The following is a 23,121-nucleotide window of genomic DNA, read 5'->3' on the forward strand; positions in this document are numbered from 1 at the left end:
ATCCAGCAACGGGCGGTTTTGCGAGAACCGCCCGTTTGCACATTCTGGCAGATTTCCCAGACACAAGAGCGCGACATAAGCCGTTCCAACCATCCGCGCAGGGAAGGCCGGGATGTCTCCGGTTGCCCTGTTGTCCGCTATGCATGAAGCACACGCAATCTGCTCTTGGCATGGCGGTCCATCGGAGCCAACCGGCTCCCGGTCTTCCCTGCGCCTTCTTTCATGAGAGGGCAAGGCATCGAAGCAGAGCTCGGGCGAACAAGCCGCGAAGATGCGAAGGTGTGTCTGCAATTGAAAGCGAATTGAAAGCGCGATGCCATCACCCCACACTCCGTCATTGCGAGCGCAGCGAAGCAATCCAAAAATGTATCCGCGGATAGATTCTGGATTGCTTCGCTGCGCTCGCAATGACGATGTTGATACAGGCGCGCGACAAAACTCTCCGCTCGTGCCCTGGACGCAGCGCAGCGCTTCTTCAGCGGTGCGCTGCCGAGCCGGGGCCCATCCGCTAGTGCGGTGGCCTGCTGGGTCCCGGCTCTGCGCCACATCGCTTGCGCGCTGCGTCGCGTCCGGGACACGAGACCTTCAGTTAAACCGGCTTGCCCGTATACGGCATCGATGCCGTCAGGCCGCCGTCGACGGGGAATGCCTGACCATTCACGTACGAGGCCTCGTCGCTGGCCAAAAACAGTCCCATCGCCGCGAGCTCGTGCGGCTGGCCGGGGCGCTTGAGCGGGTTGAGCTGGCCGATCTTGTCTTGAGTGCCGCGCTCCTTGGCGCGGTCGAAGATCGGTTTGGTCATGCCGGTCTCGATCAGGCCGGGGCACACCGCGTTGATGCGCACGCCGGTGCCGGTGAGCGAATAGGCTGTGGTCTGCACCAGGCTGATCACGCCCGCCTTGCTCGCCGCATAGGGATGTCCGCTGGCGCCGGCCTTGAGGCCGGCGACGGACGCCGTCAGCACGATCGCGCCGGACTGTTGCTTGACCATGTGCGGCATCGCGTATTTCACCGCGAGGAACGGCCCGATGAGGTTGACGCGCAAAATCTCCTGCCAGTGCTCCACCGTCTGCTCGGCGAGCGGGATGAGCCCGCCCGAGATGCCGGCATTGGCCCAGATCACGTCGAGCCGGCCATGCGCCTTCACGGCCTTGTCGATCATTGCGATGACGTCCGTCTCGGAGCCGGCATCCGCGATCATGGCTTCCGCGATGCCACCGGCGTTCTTGATCTCCTCGACGGTCTCCTTCACCGCTTCGGTGCGATCGACGGCGATGAGCTTTGCGCCTTCCCTGGTGAAAAGCAGCGCAGCGGCGCGGCCGATGCCGCTGCCGGCGCCGGTGATGATGACGGATTTGCCTTGCAAGCGGCCCATGCGCTTCTCCCTTTGGCTCGCACGCGGCCCTTGCCGCGCGACGGAATTTCAAACAACATTTCAAACGGCAAAGTGTCTTGAGACACGTTCGCTACTGACGTACAGCGACATCACGCGGGATGGAAGGGTTTCGATGGCAGGCGCAGACAAGCCGAATGTGGTCACGACACGGTGGTGGTGGGTCCGGCACGCGCCGGTGCGCGATGACGGCGGCAACATCTACGGCCAGTCCGACATCGCCTGCGACATCAGCGACACCTATGTGTTCAACGCTGTTGCCAAGGTGCTGCCACGCAACGCAGTCTGGTATTCGAGCAATCTAATGCGCACACATCAGACGGCCGAGGCGATCTGGGCAACAGGCTTTCCACGGCCTGCGTCGATGAAATGGGAAGCGGATCTCGCCGAGCAGAATCTCGGCCGCTGGCAGGGCATGAACCGCGCCGAGTTCATCGCGAGCCGCCCCGTCGGCGCCAGCTGGTTCGCCGACATCAACGAGCCCGCGCCCGGCGGCGAAAGTTTCATGGACCTCTATAATCGCACGCGGCGCACCATCGAACGGATCAATGTGGAAGCGGCCGGGCAGGACATCATCGCGGTCGCGCATGGTGGCACCATCAAGGCGGCCGTAGGCCTTGCGCTCGGCGGCTTGCCGGAGCAGGGGCTCGCATTCGATATCGACAATTGCTCGGTGACGCGGCTCGATCATTTCGCAAGCCCCAAGCGCACGGTCTGGCGGTTGCCGATGGTGAACCAGCAGCCGTGGATCGCCGATGCTGCGCACGCAGCGATGCACCAGCCTGCGGGACCGGAAGTCAAGAAGCTTGCGTGAGCCGTTGTCCGGCCGCGCGGCTGCGGCGTAAGGTTCAAAGCCAAGTCAAATCATACTCTGGGAGAGAAACATGACCTTGTTCGACATGAAGGGGAAAGTTGCCGTCATCACCGGCTCGACCCGCGGCATCGGGCTCGCGATCGCCGAGCGTATGGCCGAGCACGGCGCTAAGGTGGTGATCTCCTCGCGCAAGGCCGACGTTTGCGAGCAGGTGGCCAATAGCATCAACGATAGATTCGGCAAGGGCACCGCGGTCGCGATCGCCGCCAACATCTCCTCGAAAGAGAATCTGCAAAACCTCGTCGACGAGAGCAACCGCGCTTTCGGCAAGATCGACGTGCTGGTCTGCAACGCGGCGTCGAACCCGTACTACGGTCCGCTCGCCGGCATCTCCGATGATCAGTTCAGAAAAATCCTCGACAACAACATCGTCGCCAACAATTGGCTGATCTCGATGGTGGTGCCGCAGATGATCGAGCGCAAGGACGGCTCGATCATCATCGTCTCGTCGATCGGCGGCCTCAAGGGCTCGACCATCCTCGGTGCCTACGCGATCTCGAAAGCCGCCGACATGCAGCTCGCGCGCAACCTCGCCTGCGAATACGGCAAGCACAATATCCGCGTGAACTGCATCGCGCCCGGCCTGATCAAGACCGACTTTGCGAAAGCGCTGTGGGACAATCCGGAGAATCTGAAAGCCTCGACCTCGCGCTCGCCTCTCTTGCGCATCGGCATGCCAGACGAGATCGCGGGCGCGGCGGTGTTCCTCGGCTCGAAGGCCGGCGACTTCATGACCGGGCAGACCATGGTGATCGACGGCGGCGCGACGATCAGTTGAGGCTTTGGCGTGATCCCGGGGCACGCGAAGCGTGAACCCGGGATCGCGAGATTCTCAGGTGCGCAATTGCGCACCATAGTTCGATGCTTTGCATCGCCCCGGAATGACCCTTCGGGTCACTCCACCGCCGCGTAAACCAGATCCCGCACCAGCGTACGCGTATAGTCGCGTTGGCCCGGGCCTTGGCTCATGAACACCGCGAACAGATCCTCCTTCGGATCGATCCAGAAGAACGTGCCCGCAATGCCGCTCCAGAAATACTGGCCGACGCTGCCGGGGAAGGGCGCGATGCCGGCCTCGCGGCGCACGGCAAAGCCGAGACCGAAGCCGTGGCCGGGCGACAGCAGCGTGCCATTTGTTGCAACATGCGGCCCGAGATGATCGGACGCCATCAGCTCCAGCGTCTTACGGCCGATGATCCTGTTGCCGTCGAGCGTGCCGCCGTTGCGCAGCATCAGGCAGAAGCGCGCATAATCCATCGTGGTCGAGACCAGCCCGCCACCGCCGGACTCCATCACCGGCTGCTCGAGCATGTTGAAGAGCGCGACCTTGTCGCCGGTCCAGGGATCGGCCGCGAACGGTTCGGCGAGGCGGCCGGAATTGGTCTCGGGCGTCGCAAAGCCGGTCTCGGCCATCTGCAAGGGCGCGAGGACGCGTTCGGCGAGGTACGCGCCGAGCGACTTGCCGCTGACGACTTCGACGATGCGGCCGAGGATGTCGGTGGAGCGGCTGTAGTTGAACTCGTCGCCGGGATGGCAGATCAACGGAAAGCTCGCCACCAGCGCGGCGTGCTCGGCATTGGTGATCTTGCGGCTGCGGACGCGGGACTCCTGGTAGAGCTTGTGCACCGGGCCGTCGCCCTGGTGCTCGTAGGTCAGGCCCGAGGTGTGACGGAGCAGGTCCTGCACCGTCATCGGCCGCCTCGGCGGAACCAGGTTGAGCCGGCCGCCGCTGACCACGCCGACCTTTTGCTCGGCGAACTCCGGAATGAACTTGGCGACCGCGTCGCTGAGAAGGAGATGGCCATCCTCGATCAGCGCCATGATAGCGACCGAGACAATCGGCTTGGTCATCGAGAAGATCCGGAAGATCGAATCGCGCGCCATCGGCGCCGCGCCCGTCGGGCTCTGCCGTCCCAGTGCCTCGAACCAGCCGATTTGGCCGCGGCGGGCCACCAGCACGGTGACGCCGAGAACGGTTCCCCTGTCGATCTCGCGCTTGAAGGCGTCCGACATGGCCTGGAGGCGGGGACGCGACAGCCCGAGCGTCTCGGGGCGGGCTTCCGGCAGAGGCGGGGTCTGCGGCGCGATCGTGGCGTGTTGGGCGGCTGTGGCGGTCATGGGCGCTCCCGGTTGCTCTTGATTATCTGGAATGGACTGTGGCCCCAAAACCCCGGCACAAACAAGCGAAGCCGGCGCGGTTCACCCTTGCAAACCGGCCGTCCCCTGTGCTTGAAAGCGGCCCTGATCCTAAGGCGACGCGGGGTCTGTAGGAGTGTAGCTCAATTGGTAGAGCACCGGTCTCCAAAACCGGGGGTCGCAGGTTCGAGCCCTGCCACTCCTGCCAGCAAAATCAATTAGGCGGCTCGATCCGCTCGCTTGCCGCGCAAGCCGTCCCCATATCTTGACCTTTGGCCCCATCCGCAGTATTTACCCCGCACTCGCAGCCGGCCCGTTAGACGCGGATTTCCGGCGCGGCTTTGAAATCCCCGAACAATCGAGCCCGGTTTCCGGCTCATCCTTCAGACGAGGGCTGGGCCAAAGGCGGCTGTTCGGATCCCTTTGAAATCAGTAGCCGTCTTGCGACGGACGTTGGACATCAAACGATGGCAGTCAGCCCGTTCAAGTTCTTGCAGGAAGTGCGCTCGGAGACCGCCAAGGTCACCTGGCCGACCCGTCGTGAGACCACGATCACCACCATCATGGTGTTCGTCATGGTTGCCGTGGCCTCGGTCTTCTTCTTCGCCGCCGACCAGATCATCCGTTACCTCATCACCTTCCTTCTGGGCATCCACTGATGGCAACAGCAACCGCTCAAGTGTCCGACAAGCGCTGGTACATCGTCCACGCCTATTCGAACTTCGAGAAGAAGGTCGCCGAATCGATCCGCGAGCAGGCCAAGCAGCGCGGGCTCGAGGAGCTGTTCGACCTGGTACTGGTGCCGACCGAGAAGGTCACGGAAGTGCGCCGCGGCCGCAAGATCGACGCCGAGCGCAAGTTCTTCCCCGGCTATGTGCTGGTGAAGATGAAGCTGACCGACGAGGCGTTCCATCTGATCAAGAACACGCCGAAGGTGACGGGATTCCTCGGCGCCGAGAACAAGCCGATGCCGATCTCGGAAGCCGAGGCCATGCGCATCCTGCATCAGGTGCAGGAGGGCGTGGAACGGCCGAAGGCGTCGGTCTCGTTCGAAATCGGCGAGAACGTGCGCGTGGCCGACGGCCCGTTCGCCTCGTTCTCGGGTGTGGTCGAGGAAATCGACGAGGCGCGCTCGCGCGTGAAGGTCGCGGTGTCGATCTTCGGCCGCGCCACGCCGGTCGAACTGGAATTCGGTCAGGTCGAGAAGGTCTGACCGGGTAGGCGTGAGACTTCGGTCTTGCGCAGCAAGAGGCCGTGGGAGGGAGAGGGCGGTTGCCAGCCGCATCCGACCCAGACCACGAACCTGAAACCGCCGGCGGACATGCCGGCACAACAGGAGTGATACATGGCAAAGAAAGTGACCGGATACCTGAAGCTTCAGGTCCCGGCCGGTGCGGCGAATCCTTCGCCCCCGATCGGTCCCGCGCTCGGTCAGCGCGGTCTCAACATCATGGAGTTCTGCAAGGCGTTCAACGCGCAGACCCAGAAGGAAGAGAAGAACACCCCAATCCCGGTGGTCATTACCATCTATGCGGACCGTTCCTTCACTTTCGAGATGAAGACGCCGCCGATGTCCTACTTCCTCAAGCAGGCCGCCAAGATTCAGTCCGGCTCGAAAGCACCGGGCCGTGACAAGGCGGGCAAGGTGACCAAGGCGCAGGTGCGCGAGATCGCCGAGAAGAAGATGAAGGACTTGAATTGCGACAGCATCGAATCGGCCATGAAGATGGTCGAGGGCTCCGCCCGTTCGATGGGTCTGGAAGTTGCGGGGTAAGCGGTCATGGCAATCGGAAAGCGTTTGAACAAAGCCCGCGAAGGCATTGATCGCGAAAAGCTTTACCCGCTCGCGGACGCGATCAAGATGGTCAAGGAACGCGCCAAGGCGAAGTTCGACGAGACCATCGAGGTCGCGATCAATCTCGGCGTCGATCCGCGTCACGCCGACCAGATGGTTCGCGGCGTCGTGACCCTGCCGAACGGCACCGGCCGTACGCTCCGCGTCGGCGTGTTCGCCCGTGGCGCCAAGGCCGACGAGGCAAAGGCGGCGGGTGCTGACGTCGTCGGCGCCGAGGACCTGGTCGAGAAGGTGCAGAACGGCTCGATCGATTTCGACCGCTGCATCGCCACCCCCGACATGATGCCGCTGGTCGGCCGCCTCGGTAAGGTGCTCGGCCCGCGCGGCCTGATGCCGAACCCGAAGATCGGCACGGTGACCATGGATGTCACCGGCGCGGTGAAGGGTGCCAAGGGTGGCTCGGTCGAGTTCCGTGTCGAGAAGGCCGGCATCCTGCAGGCCGGCGTCGGCAAGGCGTCGTTCTCCGAGGAGAAGCTGGTTGAGAACATCAAGGCCCTGGCAGACGCCGTCTCCAAGGCGAAGCCGGCCGGCTCCAAGGGCACCTACATCCAGCGCGTTGCGGTGTCCTCGACGATGGGCCCCGGCGTGAAGGTCGAGCCGGGCACCATCCTCGGCTAAGGCTTGCCTCGGCTGAGATTTGCAAATTGCATGAGGCGAGGGGCGGAATTGGGCAACCGATTCCGCCCCTCGTCGTTTGTGACCGCGTTCACGGGAAACAAGAACAATGGCTGACAAGGTCCTGATCTACTCCCGCTTTCCCAAGACGATGATGGTGCTTTTCGCCGAGCGCTTCGAACTGCTCGACACTGGCGGCAAGCCCGCGCGCGAGGTGTTTTCGGCCGACGAGCTCGGCGGCATCCGCGCGGTACTGACGGCAGGCGGCACCCCGCTGGGAGCGGAGGCGATGGACCTGTTTCCCAAGCTCGGTGCGATCGTCTGCTACGGCACCGGCTATGACGGCGTCGACTTGGAGGCGGCCGCCGCGCGCAACGTTGCGGTCGGCCACAGTCCGGGTGCCAACGCAGCTTCGGTCGCCGATATTGCGATGACCCTGATGCTGGCGACGACGCGGCGGATCCTGGCTGCCGACCAATATGTCCGCAGCGGCGATTGGGCGGCGTCAAAACCCTCGCCGATGATGCGGCCACAGACGGGCATGCCCGGCCGCCGCATCGGCGTCTACGGCATGGGTGAGATCGGCCGCAAGATCGCGGCGCGCTGCGCCGCTTTCGAGAGCGAAGTCGGCTATTTCAGCCGCACCAAATACGATTTGCCGTATCAATATTTCCCGTCGCTGGAAGGACTCGCCGACTGGTGCAGCGTGCTGATGATTGCGGTCCGGGCAGGGGCCGAGACCCAGCACGTCGTCAGCGCCGACATCCTGAGGCGCCTTGGCGCGGACGGGTATGTCATCAACATCTCCCGCGGCTCGGTCATCGACGAGAAGGCCCTGGTCGCGGCGCTGACCGACAAGACCATCGCCGGCGCCGGCCTCGACGTCTATGAGAGGGAACCGCACGCGCCCGACGCGCTAACCGCGCTGCCCAATGTGGTGCTCGCCCCCCATCTCGGCGGCCATACCCTCGAATCGCACGTCGCCATGCAGAATTGCGTGCTGGCCAACCTGACCGCGTTTTTCGATGGCAGGCCGCTGCCCTATGAGGTCAAAAAGGCCTGAATCGATCCTTCTCTGCCCTAATTGGTCAAACGCTTGCGGCAGCGGCTTGGAACTGGTGCGAATTTTGCTCTTGGCAAGCCGGCTCCGAGCGGTTAAAGAACCGCTTCCGGACGTGCCGGCCTCGGCTGGCGCGTTCGTGCTCGCATTCCGAAAACCCGACACGACAGGAGATCATTCCTTTCCAGGACGTCCGTAAGGATTTTCCGGACAAGGAAAGAGAGCCCGTCATTTGGTGGAATGCGGACAGAGGTCGGACGGTTCGCCGGCTGACCTTGTCCTGTCCAAGACTGCAGGCGTCCGCGGGGAATTTCGATTTCTCAACGGCTTAATCGCATGGCCTGCATAGACGGGTGAAGACCGGATTTCACTTCGCGCCCCAGCTTCAAAACTGGCTTCGCGAAACGGGGTCTGGTTCGGACCTCGACACGCCGTGGGCCTCATGGGCTCCCGGAGGGCAGGCTTTGAATTGTCGTCTTGCCCGGCGTGTCCGATGGGTTTGGCCCGGAGGTTCAGGTTTGGGCGGGACGATGGGTGCAACCCGGCGGTCCCGCTTCTCGCGATGACCGCCAACCGGAGAGAGCTTGCTGTGGAACGAGCGGCAAAAAAGGAAGCGGTCGAACAGCTCAACGAGGTCTTCAAGACCACGAGCGTCGCGATCGTTGCTCAATATTCCGGCCTCACCGTTGCCCAGATGCAGAAGCTGCGCACGCAGATGAAGCAGGCTGGCGCCTCGGTGAAGGTCTCGAAGAACCGTCTCGCCAAAATTGCTCTTGAAGGCACTGACGTCGTTGCCATCGGCCCCATGCTGAAGGGGCCGACCGTGATCGCGACTTCCAACGATCCGGTAGCGGCGCCAAAGGTCGCCATCGAATTCGCCAAGGCGAACGAAAAGTTCGTCATCGTCGGCGGCTCGATGGGCAAGACCGTCCTGAATGTCGACGGGGTGAAGGCGCTTGCCTCGCTGCCGTCGCTTGACGAACTGCGCGGCAAGATCGTCGGCCTCATCGTGGCCCCGGCGACCAAGCTCGCTCAGCTCGCCAACGCGCCCGCGGGCAAGCTCGCGCGCGTCATCCAGGCTCATGCCTCAAAGGGCGAAGCGGCCTGACACCCTTCGCAAAACTCAAACCCGAACCAGACTTACACGTAAGGAAACTGAACAATGGCTGACTTGCAGAAGATCGTTGACGACCTCTCGAGCCTCACCGTGCTCGAAGCTGCCGAACTCGCGAAGCTCCTCGAAGAGAAGTGGGGTGTTTCGGCTGCCGCGGCTGTCGCCGTGGCCGGCCCGGCCGCTGGCGGCGCCGCTGCCGCTCCGGCGGAAGAGAAGACCGAGTTCACGGTCGTTCTCGCCAGCGCTGGCGACAAGAAGATCGAGGTCATCAAGGAAGTCCGCGCCATCACCGGTCTCGGCCTGAAGGAAGCAAAGGACCTCGTCGAGGGTGCTCCCAAGCCGCTGAAGGAAGGCGTGAACAAGGAAGAAGCCGAGAAGATCAAGGCGCAGATCGAGAAGGCTGGCGCCAAGGTCGAGCTCAAGTAAGCGCAGCTTGCTGGTGAGGTCCCGGGCGAGCATCAGCGCGACCCGGGGTCTTGGTCCGCTCCTCATCGAAGGGGTGAGCCGGATGCAAAAGGCGTGCGACGGAACGTCCCGACGCAGGCCGAACACGAAAAAGTGTGGGGATTTGAGGGTTTACCCCTCGAATCTCCACTATTGTCGCCCCATATCGGGTCGGCAGCACGAAAGCGCGGTGGGCAGGGATGCCGGATTTCCCTGTAAGCCGTTGGGAGAGCAGGCTATTTCGGGCTTTTGCAGTCCGTGAAGACAATCGTTGTGACGGGCGGGCGCGCTTCTGCGCCCCGCGCGTCGTTTTGCGTTTTGAAGGTCTGAAGAACAGATTCAGGACATTCCCGCCTGAACTGAGCTTTTGGCCCCCAAGACGGGTTCGAAAAATTCAACCCGGGAGCGGCGGCAGCCGCGTTCCGGACGGCGCGCCCAAGCGGGCGACGAAATGAGAGGCCACGATGGCGCAGCAGACATTCACCGGTCGCAAACGCGTTCGCAAGTTCTTCGGACACATCAAGGAAGTCGCCGAGATGCCGAACCTCATCGAGGTTCAGAAGGCGTCGTATGACCAGTTCCTGATGGTCGACGAACCGCCGGGCGGCCGTCTTGACGAGGGTCTGCAGGCGGTGTTCCGCTCGGTGTTTCCGATCTCCGACTTCTCGGGCACCTCGATGCTGGAATTCGTCCGCTACGAGTTCGAGCAGCCGAAATACGACGTCGACGAGTGCCGCCAGCGCGGCATGACCTTCGCGGCTCCGCTCAAGGTAACGCTGCGCCTCATCGTATTCGATATCGACGAGGAGACCGGCGCGAAGTCGGTGAAGGACATCAAGGAGCAGGACGTCTACATGGGCGACATCCCGCTCATGACGATGAACGGCACCTTCATCGTCAACGGCACCGAGCGCGTCATCGTCTCGCAGATGCACCGTTCGCCCGGCGTGTTCTTCGACCACGACAAGGGCAAGACCCATTCCTCGGGCAAGCTGCTGTTCGCCGCCCGCGTGATCCCGTACCGCGGCTCCTGGCTCGACATCGAGTTCGACGCCAAGGACATCGTCTATGCGCGTATCGACCGTCGCCGCAAGATTCCGGTGACGTCGCTGATGTTCGCGCTCGGCCTCGACGGCGAGGCGATCCTGTCCACGTTCTACAAGAAGATCCTCTACAAGCGGACCAAGGAAGGCTGGCGCGTTCCGTTCGACGCCAATCGCTTCCGCGGCTACTCGACCGTCAACGATCTGATCGACGCGGATACCGGCAAGGTCGTGCTCGAGGCCGGCAAGAAGCTCACCGTCCGTGCCGCCCGCCAGTTCCAAGAGAAGGGGCTGAAGGCGCTGCGCATGGCCGATGAGGAACTGGTCGGCAACTACGTCGCCGAAGACCTCGTCAATCCGAAGACGGGCGAGATCCACGCTGAAGCCGGCGAGGAAATCACCGACAAGCTGATGAAGGCGCTCAACGAGCAGGGCTACAAGGAGCTGCCGCTGCTCGACATCGACCACGTCAATGTCGGCCCCTACATTCGCAACACGCTCTCGGCCGACAAGAACATGACGCGTGAGGACGCGCTGTTCGACATCTACCGTGTGATGCGTCCGGGCGAGCCGCCGACGCTGGAATCGGCGCAGGCCATGTTCCAGTCGCTGTTCTTCGACGCCGAGCGGTACGACCTCTCCGCGGTCGGCCGCGTCAAGATGAACATGCGCCTCGACCTCGATGCGCCCGATACTCAGCGTACCCTGCGCAAGGAAGACATCCTCTCCGTCATCAAGACGCTGGTGGATTTGCGCGACGGCAAGGGCGAGATCGACGACATCGACCATCTCGGCAACCGCCGCGTGCGTTCGGTCGGCGAGCTCATGGAGAACCAGTACCGCATCGGCCTCCTGCGCATGGAGCGCGCGATCAAGGAGCGCATGTCCTCGGTCGACATCGACACGGTGATGCCGCAGGACCTGATCAACGCCAAGCCGGCGGCCGCCGCCGTGCGCGAGTTCTTCGGCTCCTCGCAGCTCTCGCAGTTCATGGACCAGACCAACCCGCTCAGCGAGATCACCCACAAGCGACGCCTGTCGGCGCTCGGACCGGGCGGTCTGACCCGCGAGCGTGCCGGCTTCGAGGTGCGCGACGTGCATCCGACGCATTACGGCCGCATCTGCCCGATCGAGACGCCGGAAGGCCCGAACATCGGCCTGATCAACTCGCTCGCGACCTTCGCGCGCGTGAACAAGTACGGCTTCGTCGAGACGCCGTACCGCAAGGTCAAGGACGGCCGAGTCACCGACGAGGTCGTGTACCTCTCGGCGATGGAGGAGGGCCGCTACACGGTCGCGCAGGCCAACGTGCCGCTCGACCCGAAGGGCCGCTTCACCGAAGACCTCGTGGTCTGCCGTCACGCCGGCGAAGTCTTGCCGGTGACGCCTGACAAGGTCGACTACATGGACGTGTCGCCGAAGCAGCTCGTTTCGGTGGCCGCGGCGCTGATCCCGTTCCTCGAGAACGACGACGCCAACCGCGCGCTGATGGGCTCGAACATGCAGCGTCAGGCGGTGCCGCTGGTTCGCGCCGAGGCGCCGTTCGTCGGCACCGGCATGGAAGGCGTGGTTGCGCGTGACTCGGGTGCCGCGATCGCGGCGCGCCGTTCGGGCGTGATCGACCAGATCGACGCGACCCGCGTCGTCATCCGCGCCACCGAAGATCTCGATCCGACCAAGTCGGGCGTCGATATCTACCGGCTGATGAAGTATCAGCGCTCCAACCAGTCGACCTGCATCAACCAGCGTCCGCTGGTGAAGGTCGGCGACGTCGTCAAGAAGGGCGACATCATCGCCGACGGTCCCTCGACCGATCTCGGCGAGCTCGCTCTGGGGCGCAACGTGCTGGTCGCGTTCATGCCGTGGAACGGCTACAACTTCGAAGACTCGATCCTGCTCTCCGAACGGATCGTGAAGGAAGACGTCTTCACCTCGATCCACATCGAGGAGTTCGAGGTGATGGCCCGCGACACCAAGCTCGGGCCCGAGGAAATCACCCGCGACATTCCGAACGTCTCGGAAGAAGCGCTGAAGAACCTCGACGAAGCCGGTATCGTCTACATTGGTGCGGAAGTGCGCGCCGGCGACATCCTGGTGGGCAAGATCACGCCCAAGGGCGAAAGCCCGATGACGCCGGAAGAGAAGCTCCTGCGCGCCATCTTCGGCGAGAAGGCTTCCGACGTTCGCGACACCTCGCTGCGCGTTCCTCCGGGCGTGCAGGGCACCATCGTCGAAGTGCGCGTGTTCAACCGTCACGGCGTCGACAAGGACGAGCGTGCGCTGGCGATCGAGCGGGAAGAGATCGAGCGTCTGGCCAAGGACCGCGACGACGAGCAGGCGATCCTCGACCGCAACGTCTACAACCGTCTTGCCGAGCTGCTCGAAGGGCGGCAGGGCATCGCCGGTCCGAAGGGCTTCAAGAAGGACACCAAGATCACCCGTGCGGTGCTCGAGGAGTACCCGAAGTCGCAGTGGTGGCTGTTCGCTTCGCCGAACGACAAGCTGATGGCCGAGATCGAGGCCATGCGGAAGCAGTACGACGAGTCGAAGAAGGGGCTGGAACAGCGCTTCCTCGACAAGGTCGAGAAGCTTCAGCGCGGCGACGAATTGCCGCCCGGCGTGATGAAGATGGTCAAGGTCTTCGTCGCGGTGAAGCGCAAGATCCAGCCCGGCGACAAGATGGCCGGCCGCCACGGCAACAAGGGCGTGGTGTCCAAGATCGTGCCGATCGAGGACATGCCGTTCCTCGAAGACGGCACGCATGCCGACATCGTGCTCAATCCGCTGGGCGTGCCCTCGCGCATGAACGTCGGACAGATTCTCGAGACCCATCTCGGCTGGGCCTGTGCCGGCCTTGGCAAGCGGATCGGCCAGACGGTCGATGCTTACCTGTCGAAGCAGGACATCAAGCCGCTGAAGGAAACCTTGAAGAAGGTCTATGGCGAGGACGAGACGATCAAGTCGCTCAACGACAGCGAACTGATCGAGCTCGGCCACAATCTGAGCCGCGGCGTGCCGATTGCGACGCCGGTGTTCGACGGCGCCAAGGAAGCCGACATCGAGGAGATGCTTAAGCTCGCCGGTCTCGACGCTTCGGGGCAGTCGACCGTCTATGACGGCCGTACCGGCGATCCGTTCGATCGCAAGGTGACGGTCGGCTACATCTACATGCTCAAGCTGCACCATCTCGTCGACGACAAGATCCACGCGCGTTCGATCGGTCCGTACTCGCTCGTCACCCAGCAGCCACTGGGCGGCAAGGCGCAGTTCGGCGGCCAGCGCTTCGGCGAAATGGAGGTGTGGGCGCTCGAGGCTTACGGCGCGGCGTACACGCTCCAGGAGATGCTGACGGTGAAGTCGGACGACGTCGCCGGCCGCACCAAGGTGTACGAGGCGATCGTGCGCGGCGACGACACGTTCGAGGCCGGTATTCCGGAATCGTTCAACGTGCTGGTCAAGGAAATGCGCTCGCTCGGCCTCAACGTCGACCTGCACAACTCCAAGATGGGACCGGCGCCGACGTCGGAAGCGGCCGAGTAATTCGACCTGTCGTGCCCGGCCTTCGCGGCCGGGCATTGGCGCCCCGCCTGAGGCCTTGAGGGCAGGGCGCCCCGCTAAGTGATTTTCGAATTTGCGGCCGGAGGCGACCGGCACGCGAGGAGAAGACGATGAACCAAGAAATTTTGAATCTCTTCAACCCGACGACGCCGGCTCAGGTCTTCGACCAGATCCGGATCTCGATCGCGTCTCCAGAGAAGATTCTGTCCTGGTCCTACGGCGAGATCAAGAAGCCGGAGACCATTAACTACCGTACCTTCAAGCCCGAGCGCGATGGCCTGTTCTGCGCCCGCATCTTCGGGCCGATCAAGGACTACGAGTGCTTGTGCGGCAAGTACAAGCGCATGAAGTACAAGGGCATCATCTGCGAGAAGTGCTCGGTCGAGGTCACGCTGTCGCGCGTCCGGCGCGAGCGCATGGGCCATATCGAGCTCGCAGCCCCCGTCGCCCACATCTGGTTCCTGAAGTCGCTGCCCTCGCGCATCGGCCTCCTGCTGGACATGACGCTGAAGGATCTCGAGCGGATCCTCTACTTCGAATATTACGTCGTGCTGGAGCCGGGCCTCACCGCGCTGAAGGACCGTCAGCTCTTGTCGGAAGACGAGTATCTGAAGGCGCAGGACGAGTACGGCCAGGATTCCTTCACCGCCATGATCGGCGCGGAAGCGATCCGCGAGCTGCTCAAGGGCATGGACCTCGAGAAGCTCGAGGCCTCGTTGCGCCTCGAGATGCAGGAGACCGACTCCGACATCAAGCACAAGAAGCTGGCCAAGCGCCTGAAGATCGTGGAAGCGTTCCGCCACTCCGGCAACAAGCCGGAATGGATGATCATGACCGTGGTCCCGGTGATCCCGCCGGACCTGCGTCCGCTGGTGCCGCTGGACGGCGGCCGCTTTGCGACCTCGGACCTCAACGACCTCTACCGCCGCGTCATCAACCGCAACAACCGCTTGAAGCGGCTGATGGAGCTGCGCGCGCCCGACATCATCATCCGCAACGAGAAGCGCATGCTTCAGGAAGCGGTCGATGCGCTGTTCGACAACGGCCGCCGCGGCCGCGTCATCACCGGTGCCAACAAGCGCCCGCTGAAGTCGCTCGCCGACATGCTCAAGGGCAAGCAGGGCCGCTTCCGTCAGAACCTGCTCGGTAAGCGCGTCGACTATTCGGGTCGTTCGGTGATCGTGGTCGGTCCCGAGCTGCGTCTGCATCAGTGCGGCCTGCCGAAGAAGATGGCGCTCGAGCTGTTCAAGCCGTTCATCTATTCGCGGCTTGACGCCAAGGGTCTGTCCACCACCGTGAAGCAGGCCAAGAAGCTGGTCGAGAAGGAGCGGCCCGAGGTCTGGGACATCCTGGACGAGGTGATCCGCGAGCATCCGGTGCTGCTCAACCGCGCACCGACGCTGCACCGCCTCGGCATCCAGGCGTTCGAGCCCGTGCTGATCGAGGGCAAGGCGATCCAGTTGCACCCGCTGGTCTGCTCCGCGTTCAACGCCGACTTCGACGGCGACCAGATGGCCGTGCACGTTCCGCTGTCGCTCGAAGCGCAGCTGGAAGCGCGCGTGCTGATGATGTCGACCAACAACATCCTGCATCCGGCGAACGGCCAGCCGATCATCGTGCCGTCGCAGGACATCGTGCTGGGTCTGTACTACGTCTCGATCATGCGCGAAGGCCTGCCCGGCGAGGGCAAGGTCTTCGGCGACATGGCCGAGCTCGAGCACGCGCTACACGCGAAGGTCATCCACCTCCACACCAAGATCAAGTACCGGTGGGAAGGCATGGACGAGACCGGCAAGGTCTCCAGGCGCTGGATCGAGACCACCGCCGGCCGCGTGATGCTGGGCAATCTGCTGCCGAAGAATCCGCGGATCTCGTACGAGATCATCAACAAGCTGATGACCAAGCGCGAGATCTCGGGCGTGATCGACCAGGTCTACCGTCATTGCGGCCAGAAGGAGACGGTGATCTTCTGCGACCGCATCATGGCGCTCGGCTTCTACAACGCGTTCAAGGCCGGCATCTCGTTCGGCAAGGACGACATGGTCGTGCCGCACGGCAAGTGGAAGATCGTCGATACCACCCGTACGCTGGCGAAGGATTTCGAGCAGCAGTACAACGACGGCCTGATCACTCATGGCGAGAAGTACAACAAGGTCGTCGACGCCTGGTCGAAGGCCACGGAAGAAATCGCCAAGGCGATGATGAAGGAGATCTCCGCCACCAAGAAGACGGCGAGCGGAGCCGACGCCGACATCAACTCGATCTACATGATGGCTCACTCCGGTGCCCGCGGTTCGCCGGCCCAGATGCGTCAGCTCGCCGGCATGCGCGGCCTGATGGCCAAGCCGTCGGGTGAGATCATCGAGACGCCGATCATCTCGAACTTCAAGGAAGGCCTCTCGGTGCTCGAGTACTTCAACTCGACCCACGGCGCCCGCAAGGGCCTCGCGGACACCGCGTTGAAGACCGCGAATTCCGGCTACCTGACCCGTCGTCTGGTCGACGTGGCGCAGGACTGCATCATCACGCAGAGCGATTGCGGCACCAAGCTCGGCATCAAGATGCGTGCCATCGTCGATGCCGGCACCGTGGTCGCCTCGCTTGGTTCGCGCATCCTCGGACGCACGGCCTGCGAAGACGTGCGTGACAGCTCGGGCAAGGTGATCATCAAGCGCGACACGCTGATGGAAGAGAGCCATCTGGATGCCATCCAGCAGGGTGGCGTGCAGGAGGTGAAGATCCGCTCGGCACTGACTTGCGAGCTCGTCAACGGCATCTGCGGCAAGTGCTACGGCCGCGACCTCGCCCGCGGCACGCCGGTCAATCACGGCGAAGCGGTCGGCGTCATCGCGGCGCAGTCCATCGGCGAGCCGGGCACCCAGCTCACCATGCGCACCTTCCACATTGGCGGTGCGGCGCAGCTCAACGAGCAGTCCTTCGTCGAAGCCAACTTCGACGGCAAGATCATGATCAGGAACAAGGCCATCGCCCGCAACAGCGAAGGTCACCTGATCGCGATGGTGCGCAACATGGTGGTGGCGATCGTCGATGCCGACGGTACCGAGCGTGCGACGCACCGTATCCAGTACGGCTCGCGCCTGCACGTCGACGAGGGCGACAACGTCAAGCGCGGCCAGCGCATCGTCGAGTGGGATCCCTATACCCGTCCGCTCCTCACCGAGGTCGAGGGCACCATCGGCTTCGAGGATCTGGTCGAAGGGCAGTCGATCTCGGAAACGCTGGACGAGGCCACCGGCATCGCCAAGCGCGTGGTCATCGACTGGCGTTCGACCCGCGGCGGTTCGGACCTGCGTCCGGCCATCGTGGTCAAGGGCAAGGACGGCAAGGTGCTCAAGCTCGCCCGTGGCGGCGATGCCCGCTACATGCTGTCGGTCGACGCCATTCTCTCGGTCGACATCGGAGCCAAGGTTCAGCCGGGCGACATCCTCGCCCGTATCTCGACCGAAAGCGCCAAGACGCGCGACATCACCGGCGGTCTGCCGCGGGTGGCGGAGCTGTTCGAGGCACGGCGTCCGAAGGATGCGGCGATCATCGCCGAGATCGCGGGCACCATCCGGTTCGGCCGCGACTACAAGAACAAGCGTCGCATCTCGATCGAGCCGATGGACAAGACCGAGGAGCCGCGCGAGTACCTGATCCCGAAGGGCAAGCACATCCACCTTCAGGACGGCGACGTCGTCGAAAAGGGCGACTTCATCGTGGAAGGCAACCCGGCGCCGCACGACATTCTGGCGATCAAGGGCATCGAGGAACTCGCGGCCTATCTGGTCAACGAGATCCAGGAGGTCTACCGGCTCCAGGGCGTGCTCATCAACGACAAGCACATCGAGGTGATTGTTCGCCAGATGCTCCAGAAGGTGGAAGTCACCGACCAGGGCGACACGGACATGATCTCGGGCGAGCAGGTCGACAAGATCGAGTTCGACGCGCTGAACGAGAAGGCCAGGGAAGAGGGCAAGAAGCCCGCCACGGGAACGCCGGTTCTGCTCGGCATCACCAAGGCCAGCCTCCAGACCCGCTCGTTCTTCTCGGCGGCCTCGTTCCAGGAGACCACCCGCGTCCTCACGGAAGCGGCGGTCAACGGCAAGATCGATCCGCTCGAAGGCCTCAAGGAGAACGTCATCGTCGGCCGGCTGATCCCGGCAGGCACCGGCGCCTCCATGGCCAAGATCCGCGAAGTCGCCATGAAGCGCGACAAGCTGATCCTGGACGAGCGCGAGAAGCAGGCGGCCGTCGTGTCGCCCGCCCCGGAAGCGGAGCCGATGGCGCTGCCGCCGGCGGAATGATGCTTCATCCGTAGGAATACCGAGGACAATGAAAAGGCCGGCTTTTGCCGGCCTTTTTGCTGCTTTCCATGTTTATTGCGATGCGGGATCAGCTCTTGTTCATCTTTCCTTCAGCCGCAAAAGCGCTTCTGCTAGGAGAGCTTAGGCCGGTGGTCCCGTGTCGGGGGCAGGGCCGGAGACCACGGAACTCACATGCTTGATCTTGCAATCGTAGGCGGCGGCCCCGGCGGGCTGATGAGCGCTTGGTATCTGAAGCGCAAGCTCGGCGACCTCTGCCGCGTCACCATCTTCGAGGCATCCGATCGGCTCGGCGGCAAGATCGTCACGCGCAAATTCGATTCTGCGCCCGCGATGTACGAGGCCGGCGTGGCCGAGATCTACGACTACTCGATGACCGGCCCCGATCCGCTGCGCGAACTGATCCAGCATTTCGGGCTTCAGACCATTCCGATGGATGCCGAGCAGGTCCAGTTCGGCGGCGAGCTCCTCAACGACGTCGCGGGCATGCGCCGCAAATATGGCGCCAAGACCGCGGCCGCGATCGAGGCATTCCGCAAGCGCTGTACCGAGGTGATGTCGCCGATCGAATATTACGAGGGCGTCGGCGCGCACGACAACGAGAACCCCTGGGCCTACAAGACCGCCGAGCAGGTCCTCGACGAGGAGGTCGAGGACGAGACGGCAAAGCGCTTCTTCAAGGTCATGGCGCGCTCGGACATTGCGACCGAGAGCCACAACACCAACGGCCTCAATGCGCTCAAGAACTATCTGATGGACGTCGACGGCTATATCGGCCTCTATTCCATCCAGAACGGCAACGAGCAACTGATCGAGTGCCTCCAGTCGGAAGTCAATGCCGACATCCAACTCAACCACCGGGTGCTCACCGTCGGCAAGGCGCCGACCGGTCGCTACCAGCTCAAGATGATGAACGGCAGGGGGCCCGAGACGCGCGATTTCGATCTCGTGCTGATGTGCCTGCCGCATTCCTGGCTCGCCACCGTCGGCTGGGAAGGCGAGCAGCTGCGCAAGTCGATGGTCAAGCACGTCTCATACTTCGACCGCCCCGCGCATTACCTGCGCGTCTCGATCCTGTTCGACGAGCCGTTCTGGGGCCAGAAGATTTCCGGCGCCTGGTTCATGTCGGAGGCCTTCGGCGGCTGCTGCGTCTACAATGAGGGCGCGCGCCACGACGTCGGCAAGCATGGCGTCTTGAACTGGCTCATTGCCGGCTCTGACGCGCTGGCCTTTGCCAATCTGTCGGACCAGGAGCTGATCGACGCGGCGCTGAAATCGCTGCCGGCATTCCTCGGCAACGCGCGTTCGCATTTTATGGAAGGCAAGATCCACCGCTGGCTGTCGTCGGTGAACGCGCTGCCGGGCGGTCTGCCGGTGCGCGACGTGATGACCAATCACCGGCCCGAGCCGAAGGAGCATCCCGGTATCGTCGTGGTCGGCGACTATCTGTTCGACTCGACGTTGAACGGTCTGCTCGACTCCTCGGATGCGGCGACCGACATCATCCTGACGGAGATGATGCGGCTGCGCCGCGAGCGCGCGCAGGAGGACAAGCCGCGCTCCGACAAGATCGACCGCAATTATTTCGAGAACTATCGCGGCCTCGGTCCCTATCACGAGGCGTGGCGCCACTTCACCGATCCCGATTATCTCACCAAGCTGGTCGGCATCGTCTGGGGCGAGCCGAGGGGCGCCAAGCTGCTGGTCGCGGGCTCCGCCAGCGGCGAACTGGTCGGTGCACTGCGCGATCGCGGCATCGATGCATGGGGAATCGAGAACAACCGCGCCATTCATGCCAAGACGCCGAAGGCACTGAAGAAGTTCAACAAGCTCGGCTCGATCACAGACATGCCGTTCAAGGACGGTGCGTTCGACTTCGTGTTCGAGACCAGCCTCTGCCACGTTTCCCCGAAACAGGTGGCCCGCGCGATCCGCGAGCTGAATCGTGTGGTCAAGACCGGCGTCGTGTTCGGCTCGATCACCTCGGACATGGCGCCGGCACTGATCGACCGCTACGACCTGCTGCGCGGGGTCAAGAAGCTCGGCACCTGGTGGGAATGGTCCGAACTGTTCTTCGGCAACGGCTTCGATCTGTCGATGCACCGCAAGGACTGCACCGATGCGCTCTGGGAGGCCACGCTCGCCGCCAACAAGGGGCCGGGCCAGTGGTATGCCGACGCTGACAGCTTGCGCTATTCCTTCTTCGACAAGGTCGAGGACGAGGACGACGACTAGCAAGCCGCGGCCCCCCCGAATTTGCCAATTGTTTGCCGAATTCATCTTGATCGCATAGAATCGGTGCAATAGCGGTTGCCGCTATTCCTGCTTTCTCTGCGGTCATGCCGGCCGTCAGCATCGGTTGGTTTCATGGCGTCCAAGCCCCTCTCGCCCGACAAACAGAAGCCCGCCGTGGAAGAGGCGGCCGAGCGCGACGACAGGCTCGCCTCCAGCGCCAAGCCGGACCTCGAGGACCATGAGGATGACGAAGGCAAGGGGAAGCATGAGCTGGAGCTCGATGAGGACGATGAGGACGAGGATCTCGTCGTCTTTACTGCGCGCGAGGCTGCCGGTGCGCTCGCCACCATTGTCGGGTTCGTCAGGCCCTATCTGACCAACTACAAGCGGATGCTGTCATTCGTGGCGTTCGGCGTCTTGGTCGAGACCCTGTTCAACGTCATCATGCCGCTCAGCCTGAAGTACCTCATCGACGACGCGCTCGGCGAGGAGGACTTCCAGGCCCTCTACAAGATCCTCGGCGTGCTCGCGGTCGCCGGCATCTTCACCTCGATCGTCGCGGTCTGGTACGAGCGCTGGGACGCGCGGCTCGCTGCCTGCATCATTTCCGACGTGCGCAAACGCCTGTTCGAGCACGTCCAGGATCTGCCGGCGGCCTATTTCGGCCGCACCCGGCGCGGCGAGATCCTGTCGCGCTTTTCCGTCGATCTCTCGGCCTTCGAAGGTTCGGTCAAGACCTTTGCCAATAGCGCAGCGCTGCCGTTCCTGGAGCTGATCGCCGGCATCATCCTGATGGTGTTCCTGAACTGGCAGCTCGCGGCGGTCGCGCTGCTGGTGTTCCCGATCACGCTGATCGGTCCGCGCATCCTCACTCCGAAGGCAGTGCAGGCCAATTACGAGCAGAAGCTCAACGAGAGTGCGCTGCTCGGCATGGTGCAGGAGAACGTGGCGGCCCAGGCCGTGATCAAGGCGTTCAGCCTGCAGCGCAAGATGTTCGGCTTCTTCACCTTCCGCAACGACGAGACGCGCAACAAGATCGCCTCCGCCGCGTTCCTGTCGACCATGGTGGAGCGGACGGTCACCATCTCGGTGCTGCTCCTGCACCTGGTCGTGCTCGCGATCGGCGCATATCTGGCGACCAAGGGCCAGATCACCATCGGCACCTTCGTCACCTTCGAGAGCGCGTTCTGGGAGGTCTCCTACAACATCGCCCATGTGATGCATTTCATTCCGGTGTCGATCTCCTCGGCCGCCGCGATCCGGCACATCCAGGAATTGCTGGACGAACCGACGCGCGGCGCCGATCGCCCTGGCGCGCCCGACCTGCCACGCATCACCCACGACATCACCTTCGACCGTGTGACGTTCCAATACGAAGGCAGCCAGACGCCGGTGCTGGACAATCTCAGCCTTAAGCTCAATGCCGGCAAGCGCATTGCCATCGTCGGTCCCTCCGGCTCCGGCAAGAGCACGCTGCTCAATCTGATCCTGCGGCTCTACGTGCCCGACGAAGGCCGCCTCACCATCGACGGCGTCGACGTCCGCAAGGTGACGCTGGATTCGCTGCGCCGGAGCATGGCGGTAGTGTTTCAGGAGAACATGCTGTTCAACATGTCGATCCGCGAGAACATCCGGCTCGGCAAGGAGGGTGCGACCGATGAAGAGGTGGAGGAGGCGGCCAAAAAGGCCGAGATCCACCGCTACATCATGGGCCTGCCGCAGCGATACGACACCCCGGTGGGCGAGCGCGGCGATACGCTTTCGGGCGGCCAGCGCCAGCGCATCGCGATCGCGCGCGCGATCATCCGCAATCCGTCGGTGCTGCTGCTGGACGAAGCCACCTCGGCGCTCGACCAGACCACGGAAGCCGCGATCAACCGCACGCTGCTGAAGGTCGCCAAGGGCCGCACCATGATCTGGTCGACCCACCGCCTGACCTCGGTGGTCGAGATGGACGAGATCATCGTGATATCAGGGGGCAAGGCGATTGAGCGCGGCTCCCATGCCGAGCTGCTCGCCAGCAACGGCACCTATCGCAAGCTGTGGAACGATCAGGTCCACCAGCCCCATGGCGCGGTGGCTCACGCCGACGGCGACAGCGACGATGTTGACGAGGATGAAGACCTCGATGATGATGAGGACGACGAGGAGGAGTGACCGGGGTCGTTCGGCTGCAAAGCAATCGCCGTGCGCGATCCATGTCTCCTCGCCCAGAACGCGGACCCCGGCACCGAGTCGCTGATTCCCTGATGCGTGGCGTTCGGCCGACGCGAAGCCGCAGATTTTCGGCCCTTGGATTGGGCGCGCCGGCCCATCGGGGATCGACCAACGCTAGCCGAAAATCCAGGCGAGACTGGGCATCGTGGCGCGCCACGGAAGACTGGAAAGCCTGCCACGAGCCAGCGGATTGGGGTGTGGGCTGGAAAACACGCTCACTTTGGTAATAAAGCTACATTTAGTCCGGGTATA

General features: G+C 63.3%; 15 protein-coding genes and 1 tRNA gene. 14 read left to right on the forward strand and 2 right to left on the reverse strand.

Features of this window, described 5'->3' with window-relative positions:
• Positions 1-589: 589 nt before the first annotated feature.
• Positions 590-1,375: an SDR family oxidoreductase gene (locus tag IVA92_RS18910; protein WP_247279350.1), complete on the reverse strand. Its 786-nt coding sequence runs from the start codon at positions 1,373-1,375 to the stop codon at positions 590-592.
• Positions 1,376-1,508: 133 nt separating this feature from the next.
• On the opposite strand from IVA92_RS18910, the gene IVA92_RS18915 reads away from it, so the two are divergent.
• Both IVA92_RS18915 and IVA92_RS18920 read left to right on the forward strand, forming a co-directional pair.
• Positions 1,509-2,207: a histidine phosphatase family protein gene (locus IVA92_RS18915; RefSeq protein ID WP_247279351.1), complete on the forward strand. Its 699-nt coding sequence runs from the start codon at positions 1,509-1,511 to the stop codon at positions 2,205-2,207.
• Between the two features lie 70 nt (positions 2,208-2,277).
• Positions 2,278-3,045 carry an SDR family oxidoreductase gene (locus IVA92_RS18920; RefSeq protein WP_247279352.1) on the forward strand — a complete coding sequence of 256 codons (768 nt, stop codon included), beginning with the start codon at positions 2,278-2,280 and terminating at the stop codon, positions 3,043-3,045.
• Between the two features lie 116 nt (positions 3,046-3,161).
• On the opposite strand, the gene IVA92_RS18925 is transcribed toward IVA92_RS18920, so the two are convergent.
• Positions 3,162-4,385 (reverse strand): serine hydrolase domain-containing protein, encoded by a 1,224-nt coding sequence (locus IVA92_RS18925; RefSeq protein WP_247279353.1) that lies wholly within the window; start codon positions 4,383-4,385, stop codon positions 3,162-3,164.
• Between the two features lie 150 nt (positions 4,386-4,535).
• On the opposite strand from IVA92_RS18925, the gene IVA92_RS18930 reads away from it, so the two are divergent.
• The 12 genes from IVA92_RS18930 to IVA92_RS18985 all read left to right on the forward strand — a co-directional run bounded on the left by IVA92_RS18930 (position 4,536) and on the right by IVA92_RS18985 (position 22,809).
• Positions 4,536-4,611, forward strand: a tRNA-Trp gene (locus IVA92_RS18930).
• A 259-nt stretch (positions 4,612-4,870) separates the two neighbouring features.
• Positions 4,871-5,062, forward strand: a complete 192-nt coding sequence (gene secE, locus IVA92_RS18935) for a preprotein translocase subunit SecE (protein ID WP_027564420.1) — start codon at positions 4,871-4,873, stop codon at positions 5,060-5,062.
• Positions 5,062-5,616, forward strand: a complete 555-nt coding sequence (nusG, locus tag IVA92_RS18940; RefSeq protein WP_247279354.1) for a transcription termination/antitermination protein NusG — start codon at positions 5,062-5,064, stop codon at positions 5,614-5,616. Before secE ends, nusG begins: the two co-directional genes overlap by 1 nt.
• 132 nt (positions 5,617-5,748) lie before the next feature.
• Positions 5,749-6,177, forward strand: a complete 429-nt coding sequence (gene rplK / locus IVA92_RS18945; protein WP_012045056.1) for a 50S ribosomal protein L11 — start codon at positions 5,749-5,751, stop codon at positions 6,175-6,177.
• Positions 6,178-6,183: 6 nt separating this feature from the next.
• The gene (rplA, locus tag IVA92_RS18950; protein WP_018647230.1) at positions 6,184-6,876 is read left to right on the forward strand and encodes a 50S ribosomal protein L1; all 693 of its coding nucleotides are present in this window, start codon (positions 6,184-6,186) and stop codon (positions 6,874-6,876) included.
• Between the two features lie 106 nt (positions 6,877-6,982).
• Entirely contained in the window at positions 6,983-7,936 is a 954-nt protein-coding gene (locus tag IVA92_RS18955; RefSeq protein ID WP_247279355.1) for a 2-hydroxyacid dehydrogenase, read from the forward strand.
• A gap of 586 nt (positions 7,937-8,522) precedes the next feature.
• Positions 8,523-9,041 (forward strand): 50S ribosomal protein L10, encoded by a 519-nt coding sequence (gene rplJ / locus IVA92_RS18960; RefSeq protein ID WP_247279356.1) that lies wholly within the window; start codon positions 8,523-8,525, stop codon positions 9,039-9,041.
• Between the two features lie 54 nt (positions 9,042-9,095).
• Positions 9,096-9,473 carry a 50S ribosomal protein L7/L12 gene (rplL, locus tag IVA92_RS18965; RefSeq protein WP_124157674.1) on the forward strand — a complete coding sequence of 126 codons (378 nt, stop codon included), beginning with the start codon at positions 9,096-9,098 and terminating at the stop codon, positions 9,471-9,473.
• Positions 9,474-9,955: 482 nt separating this feature from the next.
• A complete protein-coding gene (rpoB, locus tag IVA92_RS18970) occupies positions 9,956-14,074 on the forward strand; it encodes a DNA-directed RNA polymerase subunit beta (protein ID WP_247279357.1) in 4,119 nt (1,372 codons plus the stop codon).
• 128 nt (positions 14,075-14,202) lie between these two features.
• Entirely contained in the window at positions 14,203-18,399 is a 4,197-nt protein-coding gene (gene rpoC, locus IVA92_RS18975; RefSeq protein WP_247279358.1) for a DNA-directed RNA polymerase subunit beta', read from the forward strand.
• A 192-nt stretch (positions 18,400-18,591) separates the two neighbouring features.
• Complete coding sequence (locus IVA92_RS18980; RefSeq protein ID WP_247279359.1) at positions 18,592-20,652, forward strand: FAD-dependent oxidoreductase; 2,061 nt, start codon at positions 18,592-18,594, stop codon at positions 20,650-20,652.
• A 132-nt stretch (positions 20,653-20,784) separates the two neighbouring features.
• Complete coding sequence (locus tag IVA92_RS18985) at positions 20,785-22,809, forward strand: ABC transporter ATP-binding protein (RefSeq protein ID WP_247279360.1); 2,025 nt, start codon at positions 20,785-20,787, stop codon at positions 22,807-22,809.
• Positions 22,810-23,121: the final 312 nt, after the last annotated feature.

The organism is Bradyrhizobium sp. 154, assembly GCF_023073875.1.
Taxonomy (GTDB): Bacteria; Pseudomonadota; Alphaproteobacteria; order Rhizobiales; family Xanthobacteraceae; genus Bradyrhizobium.